Source organism: Vibrio sp. V15_P4S5T153 (assembly GCF_963874485.1).
Classification (GTDB): Bacteria; Pseudomonadota; Gammaproteobacteria; order Enterobacterales; family Vibrionaceae; genus Vibrio; species Vibrio anguillarum.
This window is the reverse complement of sequence record NZ_CAWNHR010000003.1, coordinates 43005-46936: the sequence shown is the minus strand read 5'-3', so window position 1 is coordinate 46936 and position 3932 is coordinate 43005. Positions and strand designations below refer to the sequence as shown.

Below are 3932 nucleotides of genomic sequence, written 5' to 3'. Positions count from 1 at the left end.
GTATAACGCCCGGCTAAGGGGTTGACAACGCACCATCGAACTCAAAAAACACACCGTAAACACTGAACTTCAATTTTGCACTAAAGTCACCACGCGTTGGCAATCCCTCTTGAGCCGTTTGTTATATGTTTGGATGAGAAACCTAGCTAGATCTTGAATGCAATGCATTGAATTACATAGTTATCAACACATTGCATGCGGACGGTATAAAATGCAGCTTATTTATAAAAAGCTTCAACTTCACCTTTTAACTTAATCAGCATCGGCTGGCCAAAACGATCTTTAGCTTTCGGTGAAGGAATTTTCACCCACCCTTCACTAATGCAGTATTCTTCAACATCAGTACGTTCTTTGCCATTTAGACGAATGCCAATGTGGTGTTCAAAGCACTCCGCTACATAGTGTGGGCTGCGAGGATTACCAGCAAGGTGATCCGGCAAAGCGGGTTTAGCTGTAGTGTCGTTCATATTCATAACCTAAAATATGTAAAAAAGTGCGCTATTGTAGACAATACAAGCCGACCGCTCAACATAGTAAAGATGCTATTTCATATGCGGTATAGAACGCAGAACTAGATGGCATATAACGCCCGGTTAAGGGGCAGCCAACGCCATTACCAAGCTTCCGCATAACACCGTAACCACAAAAACCAACGCATAATAAAAATGCCGCGCGTTGGCTGTCCCTCTTGAACCGTTTGTTATGGCTAACAACTCACTGATTTATTGGTAAAACCTTAAGAAAGGTCTATCCGTTCATCTCGACATTCGTAAGAGCCCATTTCGAATTCTCGACAAATCCAAGGGCGATTTTCGTAAATTGTGCACATGAACGTTTCACGATCTAGAGCTGAACACCAACCATCTGACAAACGCAGCATCGTTTCTCCACCCCATTCATCGAATGCAATATGCTGCTCTTGTACACCTGTATCGGTAATGATCATAACCTCTAAACGGCAGCAACAAGCATGGCAGTTTGAGCACGATATTTCCGGATTTGATACATTTTTAATTGGGATTGTCATCGAGTTCTTCAGCGAGTTTAATCGCAGAATAGTACTCCAATTTAAACCAATTTACCGACATTAATGATGAACTAAACTTGATAGCCATAACGCCCGGCTAAGGGGTTGACAACGCATTACCGAACTCAAAAAATACACCGTAATCACTGAACTTCAATTTTGCACTAAAGTCGCCACGCGTTGGCAATCCCTCTTGAGCCGTTTGTTATGCAAATTCAATGAGATAAACTGAATTTACACGACCAAAAGCCACAATTGCAATGGTTGAGTGATTCAAGAATCAACCCAAGCAAGAACTGTGATAAATGAGCCGCCAAAACAAAGTCCACCTTTCAACAACCAACCAAGCTTTTGAATCAGGAAAACTCAACGAGCGAAACACTCAGCAAGTGAACAATGCTCGATAAACTTGCCCTTCCCACACTTTGCGCACGCAAAATTCACAACGCGCCAACGCCAAAAACTGATTGAGGCAAACAAAGAACCTTGCCTGTTTTACGGTTTGAGTTAACCACGAATTTGAGGGTAAAAAAGCTCATTTGCCGACAACACAAAACGAATAGCCGGAGAAATCCCAAAAGATTGACCCCCTAAATTTACCTGAGTTGCATAACGCCCTGTTAAGGTGTGAGCAACGCAATACCGAAGCACCCACATACCACCTTAAACACAAAAACCAACGCATAGTAAAAATGCCACGCGTTGCGAATCACTCTTAAACAGTTTGTTAGGGCTATGCTTCCTCATCAACATAGTTACAGTTGAAACTATGATTTCCTATCGAAATATTGGTATTGGATGAGATTGAGCTGATAGAGATGTTGCAAACTGTAGTGAACTCTCGCGATTTCAGATGTAGCCCTTCAAACCAGTTCAAAAGTGTTGGTTCGGCTTTGTCTAGTGATTCGAGCTTACTTCGTTCTACTTTAGTAAGCGGAGTAAACATTGAAAGTGAAGGTAAGTGCGAATTATGCCTAGTTTTTACTATCTTTTCTTCACCTGCTTTTACAATACGACTGTCATCAAAATCAACTTTCATACTTTTACAGGCTTTTTCATTTGTCATTACAAAGTCAACCCCCAAACCGCTGAGAACTCCGGTCTTGTTTCCCTCATTACGAACCAAAAGTTGCGCAACCCCATTTTCAACGGTCAACACCTCAATGACTAAATCAGCCTTTTTATCAAAAAGAACATCGTCTATACGCGGCCAAAGGGAAACAAGTAAAGCTAATACGGCAACACAACTTGACACCATAGGGGATAAAAACACTGCAACTCGCATTCTCTTTGACTGATATGAACCACAATGTTTACATTTACTAGAATCGTTTCGGATTTGCTCCCTACAGATCACACACTTTTTTATTTGTTTTCTTAACATATATCGTTAACTAACCTAGTTGAAAGTTGCTGAGCCCTAACGCCGCATTAAGTGGTGAGCAACGCTAAACACCAATGCTTCGACAAACCACTTAAAACGCAAAAACTGAATTTACACTAAAACCGCCAAGCGTTGCGAATCCGTCTTAAATGCTTTGTTATGTAAATTCAGTCACATAAGCCAAAGTTACCATGAAAAACCAAGTCTGTACGACCGAAGAATTAGCCAAAATAAAAGAACCCAACAGTGTTCACGAATTTGCGAAGTCAGCAATGTTACAAACCAAGCCGCAACAAACGGTGGATACTGATTATCAGCGACTAAAAATGCCGTTAAGCCAAGGAAATTTAACGAAAGAAACCATCAACAAAGACTGACTATCGTTAACCTTGCCCTTTCCACACTTTGAGCCTGCACAACCAACCACGAACCAACCCTGAAACTAAATGAGGCAACTCACAAATCTTGGCATGTTTTACGGCTAAATTGGGCAAAGAATCGGGACAGAAAAAACGAATTTTGCCGACGATAAGGAACGATGGCTTAAGAGATCGCAAAAACAGAATAATACCAATTTTACCCGCTTTACATAACGCCCGCTTAAGGGGCAGACAACGCTACTACCAACTTACCGCATAACACCGTAATCACATAAACCAACGCATAGTAAAAATGCCGCGCGTTGACTGTCCCTCTTGAAGCGTTTGTTATGGCGCAATTCTCAAGTTAGGCCATATAACTAACCAACCCTTTGACTTTACTCGATTTTCGAAGGTTCCATATGCTCGTTTAGGATTATGTGTGATTAAACCTTGAAATAAACTCTCGAAACCAAAGGCTGATATACATTCGTAACGATCGTGCTCGACTTTTCTCACTGCTACCGCCGTTTCTTTTTCAGGCCAATAGCTCATGGCATCCAATGTGCTTTGGTAAGGATCGTCACCATTTTGTAAGTGCATCTTGGCTTGATTTTTCACTTGCCAATTGATCTGGGGCATTTGCTCCGATAACTTGAGTTCAAGTGATTTTTCATAATCTGAATCGACACAATCAGCATCGAAGAAAATGACATCAATATCGTTTAATGACGTCGGCTTTACGTTGCGATGTAAAAAGTCCCAGACAAGGTTTCGCACAAAACCTGCGGCTATGTAGCACTGAGGCAATTCAAGCTGGTAAACACATTCCAGTGCTTCAAATCGAACGGGATCTTTTCTAACTAAATCAACGATAGTATCCATTTTTCACCTTGCGCCATAACGCCCAATTAAGGGGTGAGCAACGCTACTACCCAACTTAAAGCATTGTGCCATAAACACTTAATTTGAAGTAGAAGCAAAAATGCCAAGCGTTGGGAATCCCTCTTAAATGCTTTGTTAGCAATCTTGGATTCAAGTACGAAGTGCGACACCTCTGAACATAAAAACAGTAAGGTGCGATAATCATGAACTTTGCTCCCGCCAAGAAGTAAAAAACATGAAATACACGCACCTCACTGAGAACGAAAGGTATATGATT

The 3932-nt window shown here is 41.4% G+C and carries 5 protein-coding genes; 1 reads left to right on the top strand and 4 read right to left on the bottom strand.

From position 1 onward, the window contains the following. Positions 1-218: 218 nt before the first annotated feature. The 3 genes from AACT42_RS00805 to AACT42_RS00795 all read right to left on the bottom strand — a co-directional run bounded on the left by AACT42_RS00805 (position 219) and on the right by AACT42_RS00795 (position 2300). A complete protein-coding gene (locus AACT42_RS00805) occupies positions 219-467 on the bottom strand; it encodes a DUF3297 family protein (protein ID WP_026028286.1) in 249 nt (82 codons plus the stop codon). 269 nt (positions 468-736) lie between these two features. Beyond that, the gene (locus AACT42_RS00800) at positions 737-1027 is read right to left on the bottom strand and encodes a YkgJ family cysteine cluster protein (RefSeq protein WP_094168033.1); all 291 of its coding nucleotides are present in this window, start codon (positions 1025-1027) and stop codon (positions 737-739) included. A gap of 733 nt (positions 1028-1760) precedes the next feature. Continuing rightward, on the bottom strand, positions 1761-2300 hold the full coding sequence (locus AACT42_RS00795; protein WP_141192818.1) for a hypothetical protein: 540 nt from the start codon (positions 2298-2300) through the stop codon (positions 1761-1763). Between the two features lie 302 nt (positions 2301-2602). On the opposite strand from AACT42_RS00795, the gene AACT42_RS00790 reads away from it, so the two are divergent. Further along, the gene (locus tag AACT42_RS00790) at positions 2603-2788 is read left to right on the top strand and encodes a hypothetical protein (protein WP_094168036.1); all 186 of its coding nucleotides are present in this window, start codon (positions 2603-2605) and stop codon (positions 2786-2788) included. 330 nt (positions 2789-3118) lie between these two features. Here the strand turns inward: AACT42_RS00790 and AACT42_RS00785 are convergent, their stop codons facing one another. Further along, positions 3119-3655, bottom strand: a complete 537-nt coding sequence (locus tag AACT42_RS00785; protein WP_094182962.1) for a nucleotidyltransferase family protein — start codon at positions 3653-3655, stop codon at positions 3119-3121. Positions 3656-3932 lie beyond the last annotated feature (277 nt).